General features: G+C 68.8%; 1 protein-coding gene and 2 pseudogenes. All 3 read left to right on the top strand.

Going from position 1 to position 1,136, the window contains the following annotated elements; all coding sequences use genetic code 11:
* Positions 1–243: pseudogene (locus P1P70_RS44920) on the top strand (hypothetical protein); the annotation flags it as partial.
* Positions 240–1,001: an IclR family transcriptional regulator gene (locus tag P1P70_RS44915; protein WP_319248299.1), complete on the top strand. Its 762-nt coding sequence runs from the start codon at positions 240–242 to the stop codon at positions 999–1,001. The pseudogene P1P70_RS44920 and the gene P1P70_RS44915, both read left to right, overlap by 4 nt.
* A 16-nt stretch (positions 1,002–1,017) precedes the next feature.
* Positions 1,018–1,136: pseudogene (locus tag P1P70_RS44910) on the top strand (RidA family protein); the annotation flags it as partial.

Raw genomic sequence — 1,136 nt, 5'->3', positions numbered from 1 at the left:
TATTTTTTTTTTTTTTTTTTTCAACATAAGGACGCATACCAAATTTCTGCCTGTCTCGGTGGCTCGGAAATTTTTTTAAGAGACAGCCACCTTCCCGTCCCCGGCGACCTCGGCACCCCACCCCGGCGGGACCACGCCGACCGCCTCGCCGCCCTGGACGACGACGCGTGGGGCAGACTTCGACTCGCCCCCGGCTGGACCGACGTACCGGACCGGGCCGAGGAGGAGGTACACACCCCATGAGCCAGACCGTCGACCGCGCGCTCAGCATCCTGCCGCTGCTCGCCGAGGGCCCCGCCGACCTCGGCCGGGTCGCCGACCGCCTGGGCGTCCACAAGTCCACCGCCCTGCGCCTCCTGCGCACCCTCCACGAACACGGCCTGGTCTACCGCCAGTCCGACCAGCGCTACCGCCTCGGCGCCCGCCTCTTCGCCCTCGCCCAGGAGGCCGTGGAGAACCTCGACATCCGCGAGATCGCCCACCCCCACCTGGTACGTCTCAACGAACAGTGCGGCCACACCGTCCACCTCGCCGTCCACGAGGAGAACGAGGTCCTCTACATCGACAAGGTGGAGAGCCGCTACCCGGTCCGGATGTACTCCCGGATCGGCAAGCCGGTCGCCATCACGGTCGCCGCCGTCGCCAAGCTGTGCCTCGCCGACCTCCCCGAAGCCGAGCGCCGCGCCGTCGCGGAGAAGCTCGACTACCCCCTCTACACGTCCCGTTCGACCCCCAACGCCCCCGCCTTCCTCAAGGAGCTGGCGCGGGTCCGCGAACAGGGCTGGGCCACCGACCTCGGTGGCCACGAGGAGTCCATCAACTGCGTCGCCGCGCCCGTCCGGGGCGCCGACGGCCGGGTCGTCGCCGCGATGTCGGTCTCGGCGCCCAACGTCGTCGTCACCGCCGACGAACTCCTCACCCTGCTCCCGCTGGTCCGCCGCACCGCGGACGCGATCAGCGGCGAGTACTCCGGCAGAACCCCCACGTCAGACCCCGTATGACGGACAAGGACCCCCGATGACCGACAAGATCGCCCTCACCCCGAAGACCCACACCACACCCCCGGCGAAGTTCTCCCACGGCGTCAGGAAGGGCAACATCGTCCAGGTCGCGGGCCAGGTCGGCTTCCTCCCCGC

The organism is Streptomyces sp. MB09-02B (assembly GCF_033794485.1).
Lineage (GTDB): Bacteria > Actinomycetota > Actinomycetes > Streptomycetales > Streptomycetaceae > Streptomyces.
The sequence above is the reverse complement of the archived record's forward strand: the minus strand, read 5'-3'. Positions and strand labels throughout refer to the sequence as shown.

Coding starts and splice junctions, on each gene's coding strand:
- P1P70_RS44915 (WP_319248299.1), top strand. CDS start 240: ATGAGCCAGACCGTCGACCGCGCGCTCAGCATCCTGCCGCTGCTCGCC.